This is a genomic window from Methyloversatilis sp. (assembly GCF_965284615.1).
In the GTDB taxonomy this organism is placed as follows: domain Bacteria; phylum Pseudomonadota; class Gammaproteobacteria; order Burkholderiales; family Rhodocyclaceae; genus Methyloversatilis.
In genome coordinates, this window is the sequence record NZ_OZ260098.1 from 2,759,420 (window position 1) to 2,778,384 (window position 18,965).

Here is an 18,965-nt window from a genome sequence, read left to right on the forward strand (position 1 = left end):
GCCTGCTCTAGCGCTTCAGATAGCCCGAATCACGCATCAGCCGCGTCACCTCGGCCTGCGATCTGCGCAGCGCGGTATCGACGTCCTGCTCGCCTTGCAGAGCACGCGCCAGCTCGGAGCCGACGGCGTGACCGATGGCGGGAAATTCCGCGATGCCGACCCACTGCACACCGCTGTAGTGGCGCCCCGGCAGTTGCGTGTGCGAACCGGCGATGGCTTCGTTCACGAAGCGCGAGAACGGCGCGGCGTCGCGATAGCCGGGTGCATCGTAGGTTGACTGTCGGGTGCCTGGCGGCACCGCGACCCAGCCCCGGCGCGCCGCCACCAAACGAACGTAATCGGCCGACGTCGCCCACTCGACGAAGCGGCGCGCCAACGCCTTGTTCGGCGACGAATCGGGCACCGCCAGCGACCACACCCACAGCCAGTTCGCGCCGTCCCGGACGCGCTCGACCGGCGCCGGCGCAAAGCCAAGGCTGGCGGCGACCGACGAGGTCCGCGGATCGAACAGCAAGCCGGCCGCCACGGTTGCATCGATCCACATCGCGCAGCGGCCGCGGGCAAACAGGTCGAGCGTTTCCGGAAAGCCGTTGAGGTGGGAATCGGGCGGCCCGTAGCGACGCAGCAGATCGATATAGAGCGACGCCGCCTCGCGCCACGGTGCGCTGTCGATCTCCGGTCGCCATTGCGGATCGAACCAGCGGCCGCCGAAGGTATTCACCATGGTCGTGAGCACCGGCACGTTCTCGCCCCAGCCGGGTCGCCCGCGCAGGCAGATGCCGTAGATGCCCTTGGCCGGATCGTGCAGCCGCGCCGCCAGTCGCCGGATGTCGGTATAGGTCGGCTGCGCCGGCATGACGACATCGGCAGCGCGGAACAGATCGCGCCGGTAGAAGGTCATCGAGCTCTCGGCATAGAAGGGCAAGGCATACAGCTCGCCGCGATAGGACAGACTGTCGCGGACCGGCGCCAGCAGGTCGTCGGCGCGGTAGCCGGCCGGCAGATCGCGGAACGGCGCGAGCCAGCCGCGCGCGGCCCACAGCGGTGCCTCATAGGAGCCGATGGTCATCACGTCGAACTGGCCGTCGGCAATCGCCAGATCGGTCATCAGACGCGTGCGCAGCGAATTCTCGTCCAGCACCCGCCACTCGATCTGCACGCCCGGGTTCTGGCGCGTGAACTCGGCGGACAGCGACTTCAGCAGCAGCATGTCCGGATTGTTGACCGTAGCCACCGTGATCACGTCGCGTCCCGAGCCCTGTGGCTTGCGCACGCTCAGCCCGTGCCGCATCAGGATGTCCTCGACGCGCCCTTCGCGCACCAGCGCCGACAGTCCGCGATTGAAGTCGGCGCGCAGCCGCTCGTGCCGTGGCGCGCGCCGCGAGAAGGCGACGTGAAAATCGCTGCGGAACAGGGGTGGCCGCAGGAATTCGAGCTGCCCGATAAGGTGCGGGCGGTGCAGGATCATCAGATCGCTGGCGCGGAATTTGTTGACCACCATCAGATCGATGCGGCCCAGCGCCAGCTTGTCGAGGTTCTGCAGGTCGCGATCGACGTACTCGCGCTTGAGGAAATCCGCGCCGTCGAACGCGGCTGAGACCGATGCGCCGCGCACGGCGCCAAAACGCAGATGCGACAGCTGGCGCAGCGTGTCCAGCGGTCGCGTCGCCGCGTCGGCCGGATAGGGAATGGCGAGCGAACGCTTCTTCAGCAGACCGCCGTTGGCGCCGGGAAAGGGCGCGGACAGCACGAACTCGCTCTCCAGCGAACCGGAGTCAGGCGCCGGCAACAGTCCGTTGACCTGCCCCGAAGCCGCGACGCTGCGGGCGCGCGCCGGCGGATAGAAGCGGAGATCCACCGTGTAGCCGACGCGCTCGAACGCGCTACGGACAAGCTCTGCAACATAGCCCTCGCGTGCGTGCGTCGGTCCGATGTAGGGCGACAGCTCAGCAGCGACCAGGCGGACCGTGCCCGCCGCGCTGGCCGCGGACGCGCCGAAAGACAGCGCGAGCAGGCACGGCAGGAAGACGCACAGGAAACAACGGTACTTGAGCGGACGCACGGATGCTGCACCTCATGCCTGAGCATAGCGGCCCAGCATATCGCGCCGCTGGCGGGGACGCATCGACATTACGACACGCCCGTGCGCGCGGAAGGCGTCATACAGGGGAGGTGGCGGGCCTGGAAAGCAGAACGGGGACGCCTCGAAAGGCGTCCCCGTTCTGGGTGTTGGAGCGGGAAACGAGGCTCGAACTCGCGACCTCAACCTTGGCAAGGTTGCGCTCTACCAACTGAGCTATTCCCGCGTATCGGCACTTGCGTACCGACCGAATTGTCCTGGAGGCGAGGGTCGGAATCGAACCGGCGTCCACGGCTTTGCAGGCCGCTGCATGACCACTCTGCCACCTCGCCGGTGGTGCAGCCCGGTCAGGGGCTGCAAATAAAAAGGGGAAGAAGAACTTCCCCTTTTTCAAATCTTGGAGCGGGAAACGAGGCTCGAACTCGCGACCTCAACCTTGGCAAGGTTGCGCTCTACCAACTGAGCTATTCCCGCAAGACAGGCGCGCATTATAGGCCTGCCGAAAAAGCTGTGAACACTTCGCGCCGAAGATTTTTGCGGCGCGCTCAGATCGCCTTGCGCGCACGCAGTTCGGGCCATGCCTTTCGCATGTAGTACACCATGGACCACACGGTCAGCACCGCCGCGATCCAGATCAGCTTGCCGCCGATGAACCCGACGTCGATCCCGAACAGCGGATCGAAGTACAGCAGCATCGGGATCGCGATCATCTGCGCCGTCGTCTTCACCTTGCCTATCATCGACACGGCGACGCTGCGCGCAGCCCCCACCTTGGCCATCCATTCGCGCAATGCGGAAATGGTGATTTCGCGACCGATGATGATGAGGGCGATGACGGTGCTGGTGCGGTCGAGCTCGACCAGCATGATCAAGGCCGCCGCCACCATAAGCTTGTCGGCCACCGGGTCGAGGAAGGCACCGAAGGCGGAGGTCTGGTTGAGCGTGCGGGCGAGATAGCCGTCGAGCCAGTCGGTGATGGCCGCGATGACGAACACCACGGTAGCGATCAGGTTCTTGTCCGGCATGACCAGCGTCTGATCAGGCAGGAAGAAAACGCCGACGAACAGCGGAATGAGCAGGATGCGCGCCCAGGTCAGCGCGGTTGGCAGCGTAAACATGTGCCCTAGTTTAACTGCCGCTGTATCTGTTCGGCGAGCTTGCGGCTGATGCCTTCGACCCGGCACAGATCCTCGACCGTGGCGTTGCGTACGCCAGCCAGCCCGCCGAAGGTCGTGAGCAGACGCTTGCGGCGCGCCGGACCGATGCCCGGAATGTCTTCCAGCGTCAACGTGAGGCGCTTCTTCGCGCGCTTGGCACGGTGCCCCGCGATGGCGAAACGGTGCGCTTCGTCGCGGATTTCCGCGATCAGGTGCAAGGCCGGATGGTCGGGCCCGAGCACCAGACCGGCCGCGACACCGGGGCGTATCAGCTCTTCCGCCCCCATCTTGCGCTCTTCGCCCTTGGCCACGCCAACCAGCGGCAGATCGAGTCCGAGTTCGGCCATCACCTCGACCGCGATACCGAGCTGGCCCTTGCCGCCGTCGATCAGCACCAGGTCGGGCCGCGCGCCCTCGCCGCTCGCTACCTTCTCGTAGCGCCGCGTCAGCACCTGACGCATCGCTGCGTAGTCGTCACCCGGGGTGATGCCGTCGATGTTGTAGCGGCGGTACTCGCCGTTGCGCATCGCGCCATGGGCCCACACGACGCAGGAAGCGACCGTCGCCTCACCCATCGTGTGGCTGATGTCGAAACATTCGATGCGCTCGGGCGCGACGTCGAGCTGGAGCGCATCGACCAGTGCCGCCACACGATGCGAGGCGCGCGCGCCGGCGTCGATCTTGGCGCGCAGCGCGATCTCGGCGTTCTTCAGTGCCATGTCCGCCCACGCGCGTTCGCGCTCGTTGCGCGCGAGCGCAAGCGTCGAGCCCGGCAGCGGGGCCTCCACTTCATCCTCCGGCAGCACATTGACGACGATGCGCTTGGGCGCGTTGCCGCTTGCGTAGTGCTGGCTCAGGAAGGCCACCAGCATGTCGGCCGCACTGCCCTGCCCGGCCGCCGGGAAGTGGGCGTGATCGCCGAGGTGGCGCCCGCCGCGCACCATCGCGTGATTGACGCAGGCGGCGCCGTCACGCTCGATCGCCACGACGATGTCGAGGTCCTCGTCGCGCGCGCTGTCGGCGAACTGCTTGTGCAACACCTTGGACAGCGCCCGGATCTGGTCGCGTATCTGCGCCGCCTTCTCGAAGGCGAGCGCCTCGGCGGCAGCGTTCATCTGCGCCGACAGCTTGTCGATCACCTCGGAATGACGGCCGTTCAGGAAAAGCGCGGTCAGCCGCACGTCCTCGTCGTAGTCCTCCTTCGACACGAGGTTGACGCAGGGCGCGGAACAACGGTGGATCTGGTGCAGCAGACAAGGCCGCGAGCGGTTGGCGAACACGCTGTTCTCGCAGGTGCGCAGCAGGAAGGCGCGCTGCACCAGCTGTATCGTGTCGCGCACCGCCCACACGTTCGGCAGCGGCCCGAAGTAGCGCGCATCGCGCCCCACGGTGCCGCGGAAAAAACCGATGCGCGGAAAGCGGTCGTTGCTGATCCGGATGTAGGGATAGGACTTGTCGTCCCGGAACAGGATGTTGTACTTCGGCCGCAGGCTCTTGATCAGGTTGTTCTCGAGGATGAGGGCCTCGGCTTCCGACCTGACGACGGTGATGTCCACCCGCGCGACCTGCGCCACCATGAGGCCGATGCGCGGACTCGACGGCGTGCGCTGGAAGTAGGAGGACACGCGCCGGCGCAGGTTCTTCGCCTTGCCGACGTAGAGCACGTCCTCCTCGGCGCCTATCATGCGATAGACACCGGGGTCTTCCGGCACCGTCGGCAGCCAGGCCTTCGCGTCGAAACCCATGCCTCGCGGTGTCCTCTGTCAGGCGATCAGGCGCTGCACCGTGCCGAGGGCATCGCGGTAGCGCGCGTCCTGCGCCAGCACCGTGCGGTCACCGTAGGGCTGGCGTGGCATCAGCGACTCGACGCGCGCGCTGCGCACGCTGTCGAACGCCGGCCGCCAGCCGTCGATCAGCTTCACCGCCTGGTCGCGCGCGTTGCACACGAGCACCATGTCGCAGCCCGCGTCCCACGCGGCTTCCGCGCGCGCGACCACATCGCCCGCCACCGACGCGCCTTCCATCGACAGGTCGTCGCTGAACACCACGCCGTCGAAAGAGAGCTTGTCGCGCAGGATGCCCTGCACCCAGGCGCGCGAAAAACCGGCCGGCATTCGATCGACCGCCGGATAGATCACGTGCGCCGGCATCACCGCGTCGATCTGCTTGCCGAGGTCGATGTAGGGGCGGATGTCGTCGGCCCAGAGGGTGTCAAAATCTCGCTCGTTGACCGGAATCGCGACGTGCGAATCCGCCTCGACGAAACCGTGGCCGGGGAAGTGCTTGCCGACCGACTTCATGCCGGCGGCACGCAGGCCTTCCGCCAGTGCACCAGCCAGCGGTACGACGATGGCCGGATCGCGATGGAAGGCGCGATCACCGATCACGCGGCTGCGGCCGAAGTCGAGATCGAGCACCGGCGTGAAGGACAGGTTGACGCCGAGCGCGCGCAATTCGGCCGCCAGCACGTAACCGGCGGCGCGCGCGTCGGCCAGCGCGCCCTGCGCATCCGCCTCGTAGCGCGTACCCAGCGTGCGCATCGACGGCAGATGGTTGAAGCCATCGGACTTGAAGCGCTGCACCCGGCCACCTTCGTGGTTGACGGCGATCAGCAGTGGCGGTCTGCGCACAGCGTGGATGGCTTCGGTCAGCGCGGCCAGCTGTTGCGCGTCGTGGAAGTTGCGGGCGAACAGGATGAGCCCGCCGACCGACGGGTGAGCCAACAGTTCGCGGTCTTCAGCATCCAGTTCGAAACCGGCCACGTCGATCATGACCGGTCCGGGCGGGGTCGTTCTCATGCAGTGTTCTCCATGCGCTCGACCACCACGAAGGCGAGCGCGTGTTCGGTTTCGTCCGACAGTGACAGATGAGCACGCAGGCCGCGTGTGCTCATCCACGCCGTGAACGTTTCGTCGTAGGCGAAGGCCGGTTTGCCCAGATCGTCGTGGGTCACGGCGATCGAGCGCAGCAGCACCGGCGTCCGGATGCCGGTGCCCAGCGCCTTGCCCAGCGCCTCCTTGGCAGCGAAGCGCTTGGCCAGGAAGTGCGCCGGCTGCTTCGCCGATTCGTACTCGGACACTTCGGCGGCGGCCAGAATGCGCCGCGCGATGCCGTCACCGTCCTCCGCCAGCATGCGCTCGAAACGCGCGATGCCGCACAGGTCGGTGCCGATGCCGAAGATCACGCAGCCCTCCCGGCCGCCTCGCGCATCAGTGCCTTCATTTCGCGCACCGCCTCGCGCAGGCCGACGAACACCGAGCGGCTGACGATGGCGTGTCCGATGTGCAGTTCGCGCACGCCCGGCAGTTCGGCCACCGGCTGGACGTTGGCGTAGTTCAGCGCGTGACCCGCGTTGAATCGCATGCCGAGGTCGCGGATCATCTTGCCGCCGGCACGCACCTTGTCCAGCTCGACCACCACGGCCTGTGATTCACGGTCGCGGCCAAGTCCGTGGAAGGCATGCGCGTAGGGGCCGGTGTGCACCTCGCACACCTGCGCGCCGATGCGGGCGGCCGCCTCGATCTGCGCCGGCTCGGCATCGATGAATACGCTGGTGACGATGCCGGCGTCGCGCAGGCGGCCGACCACACCGATAAGGCGCTCTTCCTGCGACACGATGTCCAGCCCGCCCTCGGTCGTCACCTCGTGCCGGCCTTCCGGCACCAGCATGGCCATTTCCGGCTTCAGTGCGCAGGCGATGCCCACCATTTCCTCGGTGGCCGCCATTTCGAGATTGAGCTTGATGTGCACCAGATCGCGCAGCCGGCGCACGTCGTCATCCTGGATGTGGCGGCGGTCCTCGCGCAGATGCACGGTGATGCCGTCGGCACCGCCCAGATGGGCCTCGACCGCCGCCCACACCGGATCCGGTTCGTAGGTGCGGCGCGCCTGCCGTATCGTGGCCACGTGGTCGATATTGACGCCCAGTTCGATCATGTTCAGAGATCCTGTAGTTCGATGAAAACGCGCCGCGTGCGCAGCTCCTGTCCCTGCAGATAATGCGCGATCAGCACGCGCATCAATGTCTTCGCCAGCCGCGCGACCTGCGTGTCGGCGTAGTCGTCAGCGTGGATGGCCAGCGCCTGCGCGCCGCTCAGGCTGACGTCGTCCACGCCACCCTCGCCTTCGAGCAGACCGAGTTCGGGCTTGTACATGTAGTGCGCCGCCGGATCGATCGCGTCGCCGTTGGCGTCGTGATCGAGCGTCAGCCCGTAGCCCAGTTCACGCAGCAGCGCCTTTTCGAAACCGCGCAGCAAGGCTTCGTGACGCACCGTTTCGGCCGGCGCCAGCGCGAGCTTCTGAACGGCTTCGGCATACAGGTCGAAAAGCGCCGGATGCGCGTCGTCGCGCGCCAGCAGACGCTGCAGCAATTCGTTCAGATAGTAGCCCAGCAGCAGGCGCGGACCGGACAGCATGGGCCATGCACGCTGCCATTCGGCACGCGCCAGCGTGCGTAGTTCGCCGGCACCGAACCAGCCCAGATCCAGCGGCTGGAATTCGACCAGCACGCCCCGCAGCTGCGAACGCGGCCGCTTGGCACCGCGCGCGACCAGACCGATGCGGCCGAAGTCGCGGCTGAACACGTTAACCACCAGGCTTGTTTCGCGATAGGGGTGGGACTGCAGCAGGAAGGCCGGCTGGCCGTCCACCCGCTGCTTGCCGGAGGTCACGGCACGGCCTTCCCGGCAGTGGGCCCGTCAGCGCAGATGGCGCGCATCGCCAACGAGGTCATGGCTCGAAGCCCAGGCTCTTCAGCGCACGCTCGTCGTCGGCCCAGCCGCTGCGGACCTTCACGTGCAGTTCGAGGAAAACCTTGGAACCGAACACCTTCTCCATGTCGCTGCGCGCTGCCGAGCCGACCGACTTCAGTACCTCGCCACCCTGCCCGATCACGATGCCTTTGTGTGCCTCGCGACTGACGATGACACAGGCGGCGATGCGGCGCAGATTGCCTTCCGCCTCGAAGCGCTCGATCTCGACCGCCAGCCCGTAAGGCAGTTCGTCACCCAGTTGCCGGAACAATTTTTCGCGGATGTATTCGGCAGCGAGGAAGCGCTCGCTGCGGTCGGTGAAGTCGTCAGCGTCGAACATCGCCTGACCTTCAGGCAGCAGTTCGCCGGCTACCTTCAGCAGCGCGTCCAGCCCGTCGCCGCGCTGCGCGCTGACCGGCATGATGGCGTGGAAGTCGTGCAGCTTCGCGATGCGCTCGACAAAGGGCAGCAGCTTGGCGCGATCGCCCGTCTTGTCGGTCTTGTTCAGCAGCAGCAATACCGGTCGGTCCTTCGGCAGCAGCGCGATCACCTCTTCGTCGGCCTCGGTCAGCCGACCGGCTTCGATCACGAACAGGATCACGTCCACGTCGGCCAGCGCCTGCGTGACCGCGCGATTCATCACGCGGTTGAGCGCGTTGCGGTGCTTGGTCTGGAAGCCGGGCGTATCGACGAACACGAACTGATGCGCGTCGCGCGTCAGCACGCCGTGGATGCGGTGACGCGTGGTCTGCGCCTTGGCCGAGGTGATGCTCACCTTCTGGCCGATCAGCCGGTTCATCAGCGTCAACTTGCCGACGTTGGGTTGACCGACGATGGCGATGAAGCCGCAATGAGTGATGTCGGTCATGACTGCCCCTGAAGTTGTTCGAGTGCGCGCGTGGCGGCGGCCTGCTCGGCGTGGCGGCGGCTGCGCCCCTCGCCTTCAGTGCGCAGACCATAGGCTTCGACGATGCAGGCGGCGCAGAACACCGGTGCGTGCGCCGGGCCGGAGGTGGAGGCGATTTCGTAGCGCGGCGGTTTCTTGGCCCGCGCGTGCAGCCATTCCTGCAGCGCCGTCTTCGGGTCGCGGGCGTCGCGCTCGGGATTCAGTGCATTCAGGCGGGCATCGAGCAGGCGCGCGACCACCTTGCGCGCCGCTTCGTAGCCACCTTCGAGAAAGACTGCGCCGATCAGCGCTTCGAGTGCATTCGCCAGCAGCGCCGGGCGGCTGCGACCGCCGGTCTTCAGCTCGCCCGCGCTGAGCCGCAGCGCGTCGCCGACAGCGATGGCGGCAGCGATTTCGGCCAGCGTGTCTTCCTTCACCAGCGACGCGCGCAGCCGCGACAGCAGACCTTCGGGCACGTCCGGAAAGCGACGGAAAAGCAGATCGGTGGCGACGCAGTCGAGCACCGCGTCGCCCAGCAGTTCGAGCCGCTCGTTGTGGGTGGAAGAGAAGCTGCTGTGCGTCAGCGCCTGTGCGAGCAGTGCGCGCGACGCGAAAACGTGGCCGAGCGCCTGCTCGATCTGGGCATCCGGGTTCAACGCGTCAGTTCGACCCCGAGGCCGACCCTTCGAATTCGAACAACAGGCTCACCGGCCCCCACAGCGGTACCTTGCGCTGATAGGCGAAAGAAATCTCGACGCCCTGGGTGTCCTTGACGATGTCGAGATCGGCCGGCGTGACGCTGGACATTTCGTCCATGATGGCGCGCTTGGCGTAGGCATTGCGGTAGTCGGCGACGGTGCCGCCCTTGACCTCGCCGCTCTTCACGATGGCTTTCACGTTCTTCAGGATGGTGTAGTACTCGATCACCGCCGGCACCGATTTCATGCCGAGAATGACGACGATGGCGATCAGACCCGCCACCAGAATGAATCCCACCATGCTCAGACCGGACTGCTTGCGCTGCATCGCTGTCTCCCTGTTGCCTGTTCTGATTGTCTGACGCTGCCGGATCAACGGAAGCTGCCGATGCGGCCGAAATCGATGCCCTTCGGCGGCACGATGGCATCCGCGTGGAACCAGACGAAGAAGGCCTTGCCGACGATGTTGGCGTCGGGCACGAAGCCCCACACACGGCTGTCCGCACTCTGGTCGCGGTTGTCGCCCAGCACGAAATAGTGGCCGGCCGGCACCTCGCAGCGCACCCCTTCGTGATTGTAGACACAGTTCTCGCGGCCCGGAAAATCGAGCGCCATCGGTACGTCGGCGCGGGCGTCGCGGTCGTTCAGGATGGAGTGTTCGACCTCGCCCAGCGTTTCCGAGTAACGATTGGAATAGTAGGCACGTTCCTTGTGGAAGTAGTCCTCCTGCGCCTTCACCGGCACCTCGACGCCGTTGATGGTGAGTCGCTTGTTCTGGTAGGCGATCTTGTCGCCCGGCAGGCCGACCACGCGCTTGATGTAGTTGACCGACGGATCGGCCGGGTAGCGGAACACCATCACATCGCCGCGCTGCGGATCATTCATGTTGACGATCTTGGTGTTGAGCACCGGCAGCCGCACGCCGTAGGTGTATTTGTTCACCAGGATGAAGTCGCCCACCAGCAGGGTCGGAATCATCGAGCCGGACGGAATGCGGAAGGGCTCGACAACGAAACTGCGCAGCGTGAACACGACGATGATGACGGGGAAGAAGCTGGCACCGTATTCGACCCACCACGGGTCGGGGCTGCCGGCCGGGCGTTGCTTGGCGAACACCGCCTTGTCCATCACCCACAGAATGCCCGTGAGCACACACAGCACAAAAAGAATCAGTGCGAAATTCAAGATGGAAATCCAGTCGTATTGTCGGGCATCCGGGCGGACGCCTCGTTTGTCGTCCGAGCCTGTTGGTCCTTACTTGTCGTTAACCCGCAGCACGGCAAGGAAGGCCTCCTGCGGAATTTCCACATTGCCCACCTGCTTCATGCGCTTCTTGCCGGCCTTCTGCTTTTCCAGCAGCTTCTTCTTCCGCGTGATGTCGCCGCCGTAGCACTTGGCCAGCACGTTCTTGCGCAGCGCCTTGATCGTTTCACGCGCGATGATGTGCGCACCGATCGCCGCCTGCACCGGCACGTCGAACATCTGGCGCGGAATCAGCTCGCGCATCTTCGCCGCCACCTCGCGGCCCCGGAACTGCGCGTTGGCTCGGTGCACGATGACCGACAGCGCATCGACCTTCTCGCCCGCCACCATAAGATCGAGCTTCACCACGTCGGCGGCGCGGTATTCCTTGAACTCGTAGTCGAGCGAGGCATAGCCGCGTGACACCGACTTCAGCTTGTCGAAGAAGTCGAACACCACTTCGGCCATCGGCAGGTCATAGGTCAGCTGCACCTGACGGCCGTGGTAGAGCATGTTCACCTGCTGACCGCGCTTCTGTTCGCACAGCGTGATCACCGCACCCAGGTAATCCTGCGGCATGAAGATGACCGCCTTGATGATGGGCTCACGGATTTCAGCAACCTTGGACGTTTCCGGCAGCTTGGACGGGTTCTCGACCATGACGACGCTGCCGTCGTTCATCAGCACCTCGTACACCACGGTCGGCGCCGTCGTGATGAGGTCCATGTCGAACTCGCGCTCCAGCCGCTCCTGCACGATTTCCATGTGCAGCATGCCGAGGAAGCCGCAGCGGAAACCGAAGCCCAGTGCCTGCGACACTTCCGGCTCGTACTGCAGCGAGGCGTCGTTCAGCTTGAGCTTTTCCAGCGACTCGCGCAGCTGGTCGTACTCGCTGGCCTCGACCGGATACAGACCGGCGAACACCTGCGGCTTGATTTCCTTGAAGCCGGGCAGCGGCGCGTCGGCGCGGCGGTCGGCCAGCGTAATGGTGTCGCCCACCTTGGCGGCCTGCAGTTCCTTGATGCCGGAAATGATGAAACCCACTTCGCCAGCCGACAGACTGGTCTTCTGCACCGATTTCGGCGTGAACACGCCGACCTGGTCGCACTGGTACTGGGCACCGGTTGACATCAGCAGCATCTTGTCCTTGGGCTTCAGCGCGCCATCGACCACACGCACCAGCATCACCACGCCGACGTAGTTGTCGAACCAGGAATCGATGATGAGCGCCTTCAGCGGTGCAGCCGGATCACCCTTGGGCGCCGGAATGCGCGCGATCACCGCTTCGAGGATGTCGTCGATGCCCATGCCGGTCTTGGCCGAACACGGAATGGCGTCGGTCGCGTCGATGCCGATCACGTCCTCCACTTCCTGCTTCGCGTTGTCCGGATCGGCCTGAGGCAGGTCCATCTTGTTCAGCACCGGCACCACCTCGACGCCGAGGTCGAGCGCGGTGTAGCAGTTCGCCACCGTCTGCGCTTCGACACCCTGAGATGCGTTGACCACCAGCAGCGCGCCTTCGCAGGCGGACAGCGAGCGGCTCACCTCGTAGGAAAAGTTGACGTGCCCCGGGGTATCGATCAGGTTCAGGTTATAGACCTGACCGTCCTTGGCCTTGTACGACAGCGCAGCGGTCTGCGCCTTGATGGTGATGCCGCGCTCGCGCTCCAGATCCATCGAGTCAAGCACCTGCGCCTCCATCTCACGGTCGGACAGGCCGCCGCAGCGCTGGATCAGCCGGTCCGCCAGCGTGGACTTGCCGTGATCGATGTGGGCGATGATGGAAAAATTTCGGATGTGCTGCATCAGTCGAATGGAATCGGGAACGGAATCAAAAAAGGGCGGCGGAAAACAAAAAAGGGCGCCGTGGCGGGCACCCCTGTGCGGTCAGCCGGACCGGGCCTGCAGTCAAGCGCGCGATTCTAGCAGATAGGCCCGTACAGCCCCCTCGTCCAGCCGGTGCCGGCACAGTTCGCGATCGCCCGCACAGAGCACCGGAATGTGCTCGCCATAGGCGTCCTCGAATTCCTCGTGCTCGTCGATATCGATTTCGCGCACACTGATCCCCTGGCCGGCGATCAGCGGCTCGAGCGCCTCGATCAGCTCGTCGCACAGGTGACACCAGCGCCGCAGGTAGAGCGTCAGTTCGCGCGGAGCGCCGCTCACTTGCCGTCGCCCTGCCCGTTCGGCGCGCGCAGCGTCAGGAAGGTCTGGCTGTCGCCGCGGCGCACCAGCACCGTCAGCCCGACCTTGGGTTCGATGCTGGAGAGGATCTTGTTGAACTGCTCCAGCGTGCCGACCGGTGTCTGCTTGCCGCGGGCGATCACCGCCAGGATGATGTCGCCGGCACGCAGGTCGGATCGCTGGTTGCCCGCGACTTCCTCCACCTTCAGCCCGCCCTCGACCTTCAGTTCGCGCTTCTGCTGCGGCGTCAGCTCGGACAGCACCAGCCCCAGCCGGTTGGGTGCGGGTGCCGCCTCGGGCGCCGCGCCACGGCGGGCCTTGCGCGGGTCGATGCGTTCGTCACTCAGTTCAGCCACGGTGACGCGGATGTCACGCGTCGCACCGTTGCGCCAGATCTGCGCAACCGACGCCGTGCCTGGCTTCGTTCCGCCCACCAGCCGCGGCAGATCGCCCGACTTTTCGACCTGCTTGCCGTCGAAACGCAGGATCACGTCGCCGGGTTCGATGCCCGCCTTCTCCGCCGGGCCGCGCGGCTCGACCGAACTGACCAGCGCACCTTCGACGTTCGGCAGGCCAAAGGAGTCGGCCAGTTCCTTCGTCACTTCCTGTATGACCACGCCTATGCGTCCGCGCTGAACGCGGCCGGTGGCGCGCAGTTGCGACTGCACATCCATCGCCACGTCGATCGGAATGGCGAAGGACAGGCCCATGAAACCGCCGTTGCGGCTGTAGATCTGCGAATTGATGCCCACCACCTCGCCGCGCAGATTGAACAGCGGCCCGCCCGAATTGCCGGGGTTGATGGCGACGTCGGTCTGGATGAAAGGAACGAAGTTTTCCTGCGGCAGCGAGCGACCCTTGGCCGACACGATGCCGGCGGTGACCGAGCTTTCGAAACCGAAAGGCGAGCCGATGGCCACCACCCACTCGCCCACCTTGAGCTTGCTGGCGTCACCGAAGCGAACGACCGGCAGGCCGGTGGCGTCGATCTTGAGCAGCGCGACGTCGGTACGCTTGTCGGCGCCGATCACGCGCGCCCGGAATTCGCGCTTGTCGGACAGGCGGACGGTGATTTCGTCGGCTTCGTCCACCACGTGAGCATTGGTCATCAGATAGCCGTCGGCCGAAATGATGAATCCTGACCCGAGGGATCGGGCGTCCTGCGAGCCCGGCACACCGGGTTGCTGCGGAACGAAGCGGCGGAAGAAATCGAACATTGGATCGTCTTCGTCCAGCCCAGGCGGCAGCTGCGGCATCGCCCGCGTACTGACCTTCTGCGTCGTGCTGATATTGACCACCGCCCGCCCCTGCTGCTCGACCAGTTGCGAGAAATCCGGCAGTTCGCGCTGCGCGCTGGCCGGAGGAACGATGGCAAACAGGCAACTCAGGCTGAACATCGCAGCCGCGAACAGGGATTTCATGATCTGGGCGAAAGGTCGCGACCGGAAAGGATACGTACGGAAGGAATGAGCGTGCTGCGCGAGCGACTGCCGCGCAGCCAGCCCGCAGCGGCGATCAGACCGACCACGGCCCCTGCTGCCACTGAGAGGTCCGAATCGCCGGCCAGCAGCATCGCCAGTGCAACACCCACGAACAGCGCGAGCAGCGCGACGCCGTAGGTCAGCAGCGCTGCAATCAGCGGCGCCCGCTGCGACACGACGACATCGACGCGTTCGCCTGGCAGCACGGCGACGTTGACGGGTATGACGTAGGTCGCCGCGGCCGATTCACAGGCCCGACCGCAGCCACCGCTTTCGGCACATCGACCGCAACCACTCTGCCGCTCCACATCGACCCAGGCGAAACCATCGGCGACGCGGCGGACCTGACCCGAACGGACGTTCATCAACGCTTCTGTCCCACCGCGTCCGCCATGCGCTGCAGACTGTGCGGCGGCACTTCGCCGAGCGCGGTAATGACGTAGCCCGCCAGCCGTCGCTTGTACACGTTCACGGCGCCATGCTTCATCGGCCCGACGACGTTTCCGTCTTCCTTGCGGTAGGGCTCGATGAATACCGAGATCGCAGCGAGGCCATCGGAGAAAACCATATGGACCATGTCGGGGCGGTCCGGGCCGAGCGACCGCTTCATGCCGGCGATCTGGCGGAAGCCAGGCACGTCGCCATTCATCGTCCAGCCGAGGTCGGCATTCTGAGCCTGGGTCGAATTCGCCGTATGCACCTTCCAGCCCGACGACGAGGCGGCCAGCCTGGATTGCACGTCCTCGCGCGTCAGCGCCGGACCGAGCTGCAGCTGGGCGAAGGCGAACTGCTCTATCGGTTCGCTGCGCTCGTTCACCATGCGCGCCTTCAGCAACAGGCCGGTCTGTGCCTCGATCCAGAACATGTGACCGTAACGGTAACCGTCCTTCGGCTCGAGCAGCACGGACTGGGTATCGAAGCCTGCGACGCGGCCGGGCGGGCCTTTGCGAACCGTGTAGTAATCGCTGAGCGCACCGACCGACTCCGGCAACAGCGACGGGAAAGTCTTCCGCGCGCCACGCCGGTCCTCGATGATGATCTTTTCCTTTGGCAGGTAGCAACGCACCTCGTCATTGACGCGGATAACCTCGCGCGGGCTGCCGTCGAGCACTTCCAGCCGTTCGACCGAATTGCCGTCGGTGTCAACGTAGTGCGCGACACGCGAGGTTTCGACGTTCGAACCGCTCTGATAGACGAAAGTGCCAATGTAGGAGGTGCGCTGCGAGGCGCTCACCGCTCGCCCGAGGAGGGACAGCGCTTCAGGCTGCCCCTGGGCCAGCGCGCCCTGCGCAAACAGCAGGGACGCAAACAGCCAGACTGCCCGCACGATCATCGACGGTCGTCGGTCTGCGGATCCGAAACGCCGCGCGCGTAGAGCGCGACGCCCTGCATGCTGCCGGTCGGCGAGTAACCCTGATGCGCGACAAGATAGGCGCGAAGGGGCGATTCGGTCTGTGCAAGCTGCACCGGCACGACCACCGGAGCAACCGCCAGTTGCGGCTGCACGTCGGGCGCGGACATGAGGTCGAGCCCCAGCCAGGACACCAGCGCGACGCCGGCGACGGCCGCCGCGGCAGGCATCCACAGTCGCTTCGCTTCGGGCTGGACGCGGAAGGCAACCGGCGCCAGCACCGTGGGCTCGTCGTCGAGCCTGCTCATGACCGACGCCGTGAAACGCGCGTCGAAACCATCGTCGCCGCGCAGTACATCGCCAATCATCACCTGCAATGCAAACTCATCGCGCAGATCGCCGTCCGCGTGCAGGCGATCCAGCACCTGCTGCGACGTGCGCTCATCGAGCTCGTTGTCGATGAATGCGCTCAGATTCTCTCTCATGCCTGTTACCACCTCTTGTCGGGAGCCGTGTCGAGCAGCGGCCGCAGCTTCTCGGCGATCGCCTCCCGGGCACGGAAAATGCGCGAACGCACCGTCCCGATCGGACAATCCATCACTGTCGCGATCTCCTCGTAGGCCATGCCTTCGAGCTCACGCAGCATGATGGCTGTGCGCAGTTCTTCGGGCAGTGCTTCCATTGCGGAGGTCACCGTCTGTCCGATCTGCTTGGTCAGCAGCAGCCGCTCGGGGGTGTTGATGTCCCGGAGGTTGTCGCTGTCGTCAAAGTTTTCCGCCTCTTCGGAATCGAACTCCGTGCTGGTCGGGGCCCTGCGCCCCTGCGACACGAGGTAGTTCTTCGCCGTATTGACGCCTATTCTGTACAGCCACGTGTAAAACGCGCTCTCACCGCGGAACGAGGGCAACGCACGGTAAGCCTTGATGAAGGCCTCCTGTGCCACGTCCTCTACTTCGGCCGGGTCGCGTATCAGGCGCGACAGCAGCCGTCCGAGCTTGCGCTGATACTTGCTGACCAACAGACCGAAGGCCTGCTTGTCGCCGCGCTGCGCACGCTCGACAAGCAGCTGGTCAACCTCTCGCTCGCTCATCTGGGCCGATGTTGTGCCACCCGGGTCTTTCACCGGCGCGGGTTTTGAACTGGCGCGCAGTATATCCGAGCGCGCAGGCCTGGGTACCACTTGAAGGGGGTGTAGTGTCGCGTCCATGCCAGCACAGACCGGGGGCTTCCGACAAAGTTCATTGCAGTCGGCACGTCCGCGGCCGGCATCCTCTCGCTGCGCTGCGATATAGTGCAGCCCTCCCATTGAACTGCTGATCGCCGTGCAGACATTCGACGTGCTGGTACTCGGAAGCGGCCTGGCCGGACAGGCGCTCGCTTTGCGACTGGCGGAAGCCGGTCGCCAGGTCGCCCTGGTCACCAAGCAGAAGCTGGAGGACTCGGCGTCCAGCTGGGCCCAGGGTGGCGTGGCCGCCGTGCTCGACAGCGAGGACTCGGTCGAGGCGCATCTGCGCGACACGCTGGTCGCCGGCGCCGGACTGTGCGACCCGGAAGCCAGCCGCTTCGTGGTCGAGAACGGCCGACGCGCGATCGAGTGGCTGATCGGCCGCGGCGTCCCCTTCACGCGCGACGACCAGACCTCGCTCGGTTACCACCTGACTCGTGAGGGCGGCCACAGCCACCGCCGCATCGTGCATGTGGCCGATGCGACCGGCTCGGCCATCCAGATGACGCTGACCGGTCAGGTCAAGGCGCACCCGAACATCCACATCTTCGAACGCCATCTGGCGGTCGATCTGATCGTCGGCTGGAAGATCGGTCGCCCAGAACTGGGCTGCGCCGGCGCCTACGTCCTCGACATCGAGAACGACCGCGTCGATACCTTTGCAGCGCCAGTGGTCGTGCTGGCCACCGGCGGTGCCGGCAAGGTCTACCTGTACACGACCAATCCGGATACCGCGACCGGCGACGGCATCGCGATGGCGTGGCGCGCCGGTTGCAGGGTGGGAAACATGGAGTTCATCCAGTTTCACCCGACCTGTCTCTACCACCCGCACGCCAAGTCCTTCCTGATCACCGAGGCGATGCGCGGCGAGGGCGGCCTGCTGCGGCTGCCCGACGGCGAACGCTTCATGCCGGCGCACGACGAACGCGCCGAACTGGCGCCGCGCGACGTCGTGGCACGGGCGATCGACTACGAAATGAAGAAGCGCGGTCTCGACTGCGTCTATCTTGACGTGTCGCACAAGCCGGCCGACTTCCTGATCAGCCATTTCCCGAACATCCATGCACGCTGCCTCGAACTCGGCATAGACATCACGCGGCAGCCGATTCCGGTGGTGCCAGCGGCGCATTACACATGCGGCGGCGTCAAGGTTGACCAGCGTGCGCATACCGATGTCGATGGCCTGTACGCGATCGGCGAGACCAGTTACACCGGTCTGCACGGCGCCAACCGGCTGGCCAGCAACTCGCTGCTGGAATGCCTCGTCTATGCCGAGTCTGCGGCACAGGACATCCTCGCTCGACCCGGCTCTTCCCTGCCCGACCTGCCGGCCTGGGACGAAAGCCGCGTAACCGACGCCGACGAAGAGGTGGTGATCGCGCACAACTGGGACGAACTGCGCCGCTTCATGTGGGACTACGTCGGCATCGTCCGCACCAACAAGCGCCTTGAACGCGCACTGCATCGCATCCGCCTGCTCGAACGCGAGATCGACGAGTACTACGCGCACTTCCGCATCAGCAATGACCTGATCGAATTGCGCAATCTGGTCATGACCGCCCATCTCATCGTGCGCAGCGCGATGCAGCGGCACGAGAGTCGCGGCCTGCATTTCAGTCGTGACTACCCCGATACCAGCGACGCAGCCAGCCCAACCATCCTGCGTCCGCGTCGCTCGCGTCAGCCAGAAGAACTGCACGCAACCACAGTCTGAAGCGCCGGTAATCGTTGACGCTGTCGAACTGGTCCGCAAACAGCAGCAGGTGCTGTCGCCCGCCATCGCCTTCCAGCGTGACCGAAGTCCAAGCACGCCCCATTCTCGCTGCGCAGGGGCGGCCGCTCAGCGCTTCGCCGACGGACTGAACGCAAGTGAGGGATTCGCCATCCTCGCTCGCCAGCCCGCACAGGCG

19 protein-coding genes and 3 tRNA genes are annotated in these 18,965 nt (G+C 65.4%); 1 reads left to right on the plus strand and 21 read right to left on the minus strand.

The features are described 5' to 3' along the window. Positions 1–7: 7 nt before the first annotated feature. The 21 genes from ACQ66H_RS13125 to rpoE all read right to left on the minus strand — a co-directional run bounded on the left by ACQ66H_RS13125 (position 8) and on the right by rpoE (position 16,920). A complete protein-coding gene (locus ACQ66H_RS13125; protein WP_430434399.1) occupies positions 8–2,062 on the minus strand; it encodes an extracellular solute-binding protein in 2,055 nt (684 codons plus the stop codon). 168 nt (positions 2,063–2,230) lie between these two features. Beyond that, positions 2,231–2,306: transfer RNA gene (locus ACQ66H_RS13130), tRNA-Gly, on the minus strand. Positions 2,307–2,338: 32 nt separating this feature from the next. Beyond that, a tRNA-Cys gene (locus tag ACQ66H_RS13135) sits at positions 2,339–2,412 on the minus strand. Positions 2,413–2,478: 66 nt separating this feature from the next. Continuing rightward, positions 2,479–2,554, minus strand: a tRNA-Gly gene (locus ACQ66H_RS13140). A 71-nt stretch (positions 2,555–2,625) separates the two neighbouring features. Further along, a complete protein-coding gene (pgsA, locus tag ACQ66H_RS13145) occupies positions 2,626–3,198 on the minus strand; it encodes a CDP-diacylglycerol--glycerol-3-phosphate 3-phosphatidyltransferase (RefSeq protein ID WP_019917827.1) in 573 nt (190 codons plus the stop codon). Between the two features lie 5 nt (positions 3,199–3,203). Then, positions 3,204–4,982, minus strand: a complete 1,779-nt coding sequence (gene uvrC, locus ACQ66H_RS13150; RefSeq protein WP_430434400.1) for an excinuclease ABC subunit UvrC — start codon at positions 4,980–4,982, stop codon at positions 3,204–3,206. Between the two features lie 18 nt (positions 4,983–5,000). Continuing rightward, on the minus strand, positions 5,001–6,035 hold the full coding sequence (nagZ, locus tag ACQ66H_RS13155; protein WP_430434401.1) for a beta-N-acetylhexosaminidase: 1,035 nt from the start codon (positions 6,033–6,035) through the stop codon (positions 5,001–5,003). After that, entirely contained in the window at positions 6,032–6,421 is a 390-nt protein-coding gene (gene acpS / locus ACQ66H_RS13160) for a holo-ACP synthase (RefSeq protein ID WP_430434402.1), read from the minus strand. The genes nagZ and acpS overlap by 4 nt, the downstream gene beginning before the upstream one ends. Beyond that, the gene (locus ACQ66H_RS13165) at positions 6,418–7,173 is read right to left on the minus strand and encodes a pyridoxine 5'-phosphate synthase (protein ID WP_430434403.1); all 756 of its coding nucleotides are present in this window, start codon (positions 7,171–7,173) and stop codon (positions 6,418–6,420) included. Before ACQ66H_RS13165 ends, acpS begins: the two co-directional genes overlap by 4 nt. 2 nt (positions 7,174–7,175) lie before the next feature. Further along, complete coding sequence (recO, locus tag ACQ66H_RS13170; RefSeq protein WP_430434404.1) at positions 7,176–7,907, minus strand: DNA repair protein RecO; 732 nt, start codon at positions 7,905–7,907, stop codon at positions 7,176–7,178. Between the two features lie 58 nt (positions 7,908–7,965). Continuing rightward, the gene (gene era, locus ACQ66H_RS13175) at positions 7,966–8,856 is read right to left on the minus strand and encodes a GTPase Era (RefSeq protein WP_430434405.1); all 891 of its coding nucleotides are present in this window, start codon (positions 8,854–8,856) and stop codon (positions 7,966–7,968) included. Beyond that, a complete protein-coding gene (rnc, locus tag ACQ66H_RS13180) occupies positions 8,853–9,530 on the minus strand; it encodes a ribonuclease III (RefSeq protein WP_019917819.1) in 678 nt (225 codons plus the stop codon). Before rnc ends, era begins: the two co-directional genes overlap by 4 nt. A 4-nt stretch (positions 9,531–9,534) precedes the next feature. Beyond that, positions 9,535–9,900, minus strand: coding sequence for a DUF4845 domain-containing protein (locus ACQ66H_RS13185; RefSeq protein ID WP_430434406.1), 366 nt, complete (start codon positions 9,898–9,900; stop codon positions 9,535–9,537). A 44-nt stretch (positions 9,901–9,944) separates the two neighbouring features. Continuing rightward, the gene (gene lepB, locus ACQ66H_RS13190) at positions 9,945–10,757 is read right to left on the minus strand and encodes a signal peptidase I (RefSeq protein ID WP_430434407.1); all 813 of its coding nucleotides are present in this window, start codon (positions 10,755–10,757) and stop codon (positions 9,945–9,947) included. A 69-nt stretch (positions 10,758–10,826) separates the two neighbouring features. Beyond that, on the minus strand, positions 10,827–12,620 hold the full coding sequence (lepA, locus tag ACQ66H_RS13195; RefSeq protein ID WP_430434408.1) for a translation elongation factor 4: 1,794 nt from the start codon (positions 12,618–12,620) through the stop codon (positions 10,827–10,829). 102 nt (positions 12,621–12,722) lie between these two features. After that, positions 12,723–12,980, minus strand: coding sequence for a glutaredoxin family protein (locus ACQ66H_RS13200; RefSeq protein ID WP_430434409.1), 258 nt, complete (start codon positions 12,978–12,980; stop codon positions 12,723–12,725). Beyond that, positions 12,977–14,419 carry a DegQ family serine endoprotease gene (locus tag ACQ66H_RS13205; RefSeq protein WP_430434410.1) on the minus strand — a complete coding sequence of 481 codons (1,443 nt, stop codon included), beginning with the start codon at positions 14,417–14,419 and terminating at the stop codon, positions 12,977–12,979. Before ACQ66H_RS13205 ends, ACQ66H_RS13200 begins: the two co-directional genes overlap by 4 nt. Further along, positions 14,416–14,844, minus strand: a complete 429-nt coding sequence (locus ACQ66H_RS13210; RefSeq protein WP_430434411.1) for a SoxR reducing system RseC family protein — start codon at positions 14,842–14,844, stop codon at positions 14,416–14,418. Before ACQ66H_RS13210 ends, ACQ66H_RS13205 begins: the two co-directional genes overlap by 4 nt. Next, positions 14,844–15,812 carry a MucB/RseB C-terminal domain-containing protein gene (locus ACQ66H_RS13215; RefSeq protein ID WP_430434412.1) on the minus strand — a complete coding sequence of 323 codons (969 nt, stop codon included), beginning with the start codon at positions 15,810–15,812 and terminating at the stop codon, positions 14,844–14,846. The genes ACQ66H_RS13210 and ACQ66H_RS13215 overlap by 1 nt, the downstream gene beginning before the upstream one ends. Beyond that, positions 15,809–16,315, minus strand: a complete 507-nt coding sequence (locus ACQ66H_RS13220) for a sigma-E factor negative regulatory protein (RefSeq protein ID WP_430434413.1) — start codon at positions 16,313–16,315, stop codon at positions 15,809–15,811. Before ACQ66H_RS13220 ends, ACQ66H_RS13215 begins: the two co-directional genes overlap by 4 nt. 5 nt (positions 16,316–16,320) lie before the next feature. Further along, positions 16,321–16,920 carry an RNA polymerase sigma factor RpoE gene (gene rpoE, locus ACQ66H_RS13225; RefSeq protein WP_019917809.1) on the minus strand — a complete coding sequence of 200 codons (600 nt, stop codon included), beginning with the start codon at positions 16,918–16,920 and terminating at the stop codon, positions 16,321–16,323. A 232-nt stretch (positions 16,921–17,152) separates the two neighbouring features. Between rpoE and nadB the strand changes: the two genes are divergently transcribed. Next, positions 17,153–18,769: an L-aspartate oxidase gene (gene nadB / locus ACQ66H_RS13230; protein WP_304005093.1), complete on the plus strand. Its 1,617-nt coding sequence runs from the start codon at positions 17,153–17,155 to the stop codon at positions 18,767–18,769. Positions 18,770–18,965: the final 196 nt, after the last annotated feature.

Excerpts from the sequence above, each read along its gene's own strand:
- uvrC (WP_430434400.1), bottom strand. The coding sequence starts at position 4,982 with ATGGGTTTCGACGCGAAGGCCTGGCTGCCGACGGTGCCGGAAGACCCC.
- ACQ66H_RS13165 (WP_430434403.1), bottom strand. The coding sequence starts at position 7,173 with ATGATCGAACTGGGCGTCAATATCGACCACGTGGCCACGATACGGCAG.
- lepA (WP_430434408.1), bottom strand. The coding sequence starts at position 12,620 with ATGCAGCACATCCGAAATTTTTCCATCATCGCCCACATCGATCACGGC.
- era (WP_430434405.1), bottom strand. The coding sequence starts at position 8,856 with ATGACCGACATCACTCATTGCGGCTTCATCGCCATCGTCGGTCAACCC.
- nagZ (WP_430434401.1), bottom strand. The coding sequence starts at position 6,035 with ATGAGAACGACCCCGCCCGGACCGGTCATGATCGACGTGGCCGGTTTC.
- ACQ66H_RS13215 (WP_430434412.1), bottom strand. The coding sequence starts at position 15,812 with ATGATCGTGCGGGCAGTCTGGCTGTTTGCGTCCCTGCTGTTTGCGCAG.
- ACQ66H_RS13205 (WP_430434410.1), bottom strand. The coding sequence starts at position 14,419 with ATGAAATCCCTGTTCGCGGCTGCGATGTTCAGCCTGAGTTGCCTGTTT.
- rpoE (WP_019917809.1), bottom strand. The coding sequence starts at position 16,920 with ATGAGCGAGCGAGAGGTTGACCAGCTGCTTGTCGAGCGTGCGCAGCGC.
- ACQ66H_RS13220 (WP_430434413.1), bottom strand. The coding sequence starts at position 16,315 with ATGAGAGAGAATCTGAGCGCATTCATCGACAACGAGCTCGATGAGCGC.
- pgsA (WP_019917827.1), bottom strand. The coding sequence starts at position 3,198 with ATGTTTACGCTGCCAACCGCGCTGACCTGGGCGCGCATCCTGCTCATT.
- ACQ66H_RS13185 (WP_430434406.1), bottom strand. The coding sequence starts at position 9,900 with ATGCAGCGCAAGCAGTCCGGTCTGAGCATGGTGGGATTCATTCTGGTG.
- ACQ66H_RS13210 (WP_430434411.1), bottom strand. The coding sequence starts at position 14,844 with ATGAACGTCCGTTCGGGTCAGGTCCGCCGCGTCGCCGATGGTTTCGCC.